Origin of the sequence: Halorubrum tibetense (assembly GCF_042661865.1) — an archaeon.
Lineage (GTDB): Archaea > Halobacteriota > Halobacteria > Halobacteriales > Haloferacaceae > Halorubrum > Halorubrum tibetense.
In genome coordinates this window covers 1-3,959 of the sequence record NZ_JBHSWW010000307.1, presented here as the reverse complement: position 1 = coordinate 3,959, position 3,959 = coordinate 1, and the positions used below count along the sequence as shown (strand labels likewise).

Here is a 3,959-nt window from a genome sequence, read left to right as displayed (position 1 = left end):
CACGGCGACGTGCCCGCCCACGCCCGCCGGTCGTGGTCGACGTGTACGGACGTGCTCGCGGCCGCCGAGCAGTCGGCGCTCGACGAGTTCTGAGCGAGCCCCCTCCCGCCGGCGACTCGCTCTTCCCGGGACGTGTGCTCGGCTACTCCTCGCGCAACGCCAACGCCGCCAGCAACGCCTCCAGCTGGACCCCCTCGTTCGCCCCCTCGGCGATCCGGTAGTCGGCCTCACCAACCCGTTCCATCAGCCGAACGGCCTCGCGCTCGTGGAGGTCGAACTCCCAGACGGAGCGGTGGAGCTGGTCGATCACGTCGCCGCCGGCCATCCCGGTGTCGGTGAGCAGCGTGTCGAGGGTCGCGCGCGCCTTCGTGAAGTCGCCGTTCAGCGCGTCGGTCACCATCGACTCGATCTCCTCGGGGCGAGCCGTCGCGGTGATCGCGTAGACGGCCTCCTCGTCGACGACGCCCCCCGTCGTTGCCGCGGCTTGGAGGGAGTTGATCGCCCGTCGCATGTCGCCGTCGGCAGCGTACACCAGCGCGTCGACGCCCGCGTCGGTCACCTCGATCCCTTCCGCCGTCGCGATCTCCCGGACCTGTGCCGCGACGGCGGCGTCCGAGAGCGGGGAGAACCGGAAGACGGCACACCGTGACTGGATCGGGTCGATGATCTTCGAGGAGTAGTTACACGAGAGGATGAATCGCGTGTTGTCGGAGAACTGCTCCATCGTCCGGCGGAGCGCTGACTGGGCGTCGTCAGTGAGACTGTCCGACTCATCAAGGAACACGATCCGGAAGTCGCCGCCGAACGACGACCGCGCGAACCCCTTGATCCGGTCACGCACCACGTCGATACCGCGCTGATCGGAGGCGTTGAGCTCGAGGAAGTTCCCCCGCCAGTTGTCCTCACCGTACACTTCCCGGGCGATGGCGGTGGCTGCGGTAGTTTTCCCCACTCCTGCCGGACCTGAAAATAACAGGTGGGGTACGTCGTCCTGGTCGATGTAGCTCTGGAGCCGCTCGATTATTTCCTCCTGGCCGTGGATGTCGGAGAGCGTCTGCGGTCGGTACTTCTCGATCCAGATCTCCCGGCCCGTCGCGGTCGCCGCCGGCGACCCCTCGGCGTCGCTCATGTTCGGATCGAGGGGTCGGCGGGGTGATAAACGAACCGAGAACGGGGCGGTAACGACGGTGTGTACGTGGGGCGGAGGGACCGCTGGCGTGCACGTACTGATGACGTCGTGCACGTACTGATGACGTCGGATGACGTCGTGCACGTACTGATGACGTCGTGCACGTACTGATGACGTCGTGCACGTACTGATGACGTCGTGCACGTACTGATGACGTCGTGCACGCGGGAGACGGAACGTGATAACGGGACGCGAATCGGCGAGCAGCGGTGTATCGCGAGGGGGCCGACCGTGGCTCCGCGTGTCCGCCCGCCTCACTCCGCTCGCGAGAGCCGTTGGAGCTCGTACGCGAACACCCACACGCCCATCAACACGCCGACGGGCACGACGATCCCGGCGACTTCTTCGGAGACCGGGAGCTCGGCGACGTCAACGAGGAGCCGCGTCGTGGTCGCCGATAGCTCCGCGAACACTTCGACGTGCTCGCGGACCGTCGACGTGAGTACCGACCCAACGATCAGGGTGACCATCGCCGCAGTCCCGTGTATCGCGCCCCGGATATGTGGCATATCCAACCGATATTCGGGGGTTCGTATATTCCTTTTCCCGCGCTTCCCGACCCGTCCTCACTCGAACTGTGCGACGAGCTCGGGGATGACGTCGAACAGGTCGCCGACGATGCCGTAGTCGGCGATGTCGAAGATCGGCGCGTTGGGGTCGGTGTTGATCGCGACGATCGTGTCCGAGCCTTTCATGCCCGCGACGTGCTGGACCGCGCCGGAGATGCCGACGGCGATGTACACGTCCGGCGTGACGACCTTCCCCGACTGGCCGACCTGGCGGTTCTTCGGGAGCCAGCCGCTGTCGACGATGGGTCGCGAGGCGGACAGCGTCGCGCCGAGGGCGTCCGCCAGCTCCTCGACGACCTCGAGGTTCTCCTCCTCCCCGATCCCGCGGCCGACGGAGACGAGGACGTCGGCGTCCGCGATGTCGACGTCGCCGCCGCCGACCTCCTCGAACCCCTTCACGCGTGCGCCAGACTCCGGGTGGTCGATCTCGACCGACTCGACCTCGGCGTCGCCGACGCCCTCGGCGGGCTCGAACTCGCCGCCGCGGGTCGTGAGACAGAACCGGTCGCCGTCGACGGCGACGGTCGTCTCCACCTTCGAGCCGTACATCTCGCGGGTGACCGTGAGCCCGTCACCGAACGCGAAGCCGATCGCGTCCGTGACGAGCGGGATGTCGAGCCGCTCGGCGACCGCGGGCGCGTAGTCGAGGCCGTTGACGGAGTTCGGCGCGAGTACCGCGGTCGCGTCGGCTCGCTCGACGAGCTCGGTCACGGCCGAGGTGTAGACGGTGTTGTCGAACTCCTCGCCGTTCTCGACGGCGTAGATCCGGTCGACGCCCGGGCGGTTCAGCGACTCCGCGAACCGCTCCGTGTCGCCGGAAACGACGGCGTCTCCGAGGCCGCCCTCGAGGGCGTCCGCGACCTCGCGGCCGGCGGTCACGAGCTCGTAGGAGACATCGCGCAGCTCTCCGCGGCGGTGGTCGGCGACGACGAGCACGCTCATCACGCACTCACCCCCTTCTCACGGAGGACCTCCGCAAGGCGTCCCGCGGCCTCGCCGGCGTCGCCCTCGATGAGCTCCGCGTCGGACTCGCTTTCCGGCTCGTACATCGCCGTCAACGTCAACGCGCTCTCGACGTCCGCCGGCTCCAGCCCGAGGTCGGCGAGGTCGGTGGCCGCGATCTCCTTGCGCTGAGCCTGACGGATCCCACGAAGACTGGCGTATCGCGGCTCGTTGAGCCCGGTCTGGACGGTGAGAACGGCCGGGAGGTCGACCTCCGTCAGCTCCTCGACGCCCCCCTCGAGCTCGCGGTGGACGTTCGCGAGGCCGGCGTCGGCGTCGACTTCGAGGTCGTTGACGACGGCGGCGTGGTTGAACCCGATCCGCTCGGCGAGCGCGACGCCGGTCGCCCCGAATCCGGTGTCGGCGGCCTGGACGCCGCCGAGAACGAGCTCCGGTTCCTCCGATTCGACGACCGCCTCGAACACGTCGACCTTGGAGGCGACGTCGGGGAACGTCCCTTCGAAGGCGTCGTCCCAGACGCGGACCGCGCGGTCGACGCCCTTCGCGAGCGCCATCCGGATCGTCTCCTCGGCACGCTCGGGGCCGATGGTGACCGCGACGACCTCGTCGACGATGTCGGCCTCGGCGAGCTGGACGGCGGCCTCGACGGCGTAGTCGTCCCACTCGTTGAGGTCGTACTCCAGGTCCGATTCGGCGATGTCAGTCCCGTCGATCTCGAAGTCGTCGTCGGCTTCGGCGACCTCCTTGACGGTCACGAGGACTTTCATGAACGATCCTCCGACGCTGAGCGTGTAAGGGTTTTCGGAACGCGCCACCCGTGGGAAGGCGTTGTCGTCCCGACGCGCCCGTCCGCTGGCCGGCGCTACTCCTCGATCGCCTGTGCGGCCGCGAGCACCTCGTCGTGGAGCGGCCCGTTCGAGGCGACGAGTCCGACGGAGTCGTGTCGCCAGCGGTCGCCCTCGAGGTCGGTCACCGTCCCGCCCGCCTGCCGGATCATGAAGACGCCGGCGACGGAGTCCCAGGGGTTCGCCCGGAGGTTCGTGATCGTGCCCTCCAGCCCGCCGGCGGCGACCGTCGGGAGGACGACCTGGGCCGCGCCGAGCCGTCGCATGTCGCCGAACCGGTCGACGATCGCCTCGCAGGCGTTCGCGTACTCGTCGCGCTCGTCGTGGTCCCACCACAGCGTGGGGTCGACCGCGCCTCGACGTGGCTCCGCCACGTCGTTGACCCGCATCGGT

Annotated in this window: 5 protein-coding genes and 1 pseudogene; 1 reads left to right on the top strand and 5 read right to left on the bottom strand. The window is 68.6% G+C overall.

All coding sequences use genetic code 11. The features are described from left to right. Window positions 1-93, top strand: a pseudogene (gene rnhB, locus ACFQEU_RS14210) (ribonuclease HII); the annotation flags it as partial. 49 nt (window positions 94-142) lie between these two features. Here rnhB and ACFQEU_RS14205 read toward each other — a convergent pair. The 5 genes from ACFQEU_RS14205 to ACFQEU_RS14185 form a co-directional block, all read right to left on the bottom strand. Further along, complete coding sequence (locus ACFQEU_RS14205; protein WP_379783216.1) at window positions 143-1,129, bottom strand: replication factor C small subunit; 987 nt, start codon at window positions 1,127-1,129, stop codon at window positions 143-145. A gap of 314 nt (window positions 1,130-1,443) precedes the next feature. Next, window positions 1,444-1,698 (bottom strand): hypothetical protein, encoded by a 255-nt coding sequence (locus tag ACFQEU_RS14200; RefSeq protein ID WP_379783214.1) that lies wholly within the window; start codon window positions 1,696-1,698, stop codon window positions 1,444-1,446. 57 nt (window positions 1,699-1,755) lie between these two features. Further along, window positions 1,756-2,703 carry an electron transfer flavoprotein subunit alpha/FixB family protein gene (locus tag ACFQEU_RS14195; protein ID WP_379783212.1) on the bottom strand — a complete coding sequence of 316 codons (948 nt, stop codon included), beginning with the start codon at window positions 2,701-2,703 and terminating at the stop codon, window positions 1,756-1,758. Beyond that, the gene (locus tag ACFQEU_RS14190; RefSeq protein WP_379783210.1) at window positions 2,700-3,488 is read right to left on the bottom strand and encodes an electron transfer flavoprotein subunit beta/FixA family protein; all 789 of its coding nucleotides are present in this window, start codon (window positions 3,486-3,488) and stop codon (window positions 2,700-2,702) included. The genes ACFQEU_RS14195 and ACFQEU_RS14190 overlap by 4 nt, the downstream gene beginning before the upstream one ends. 95 nt (window positions 3,489-3,583) lie before the next feature. Further along, a partial coding sequence (locus ACFQEU_RS14185) for an inositol monophosphatase family protein (protein ID WP_379783208.1) occupies window positions 3,584-3,959 on the bottom strand: 376 nt, incomplete at its 5' end.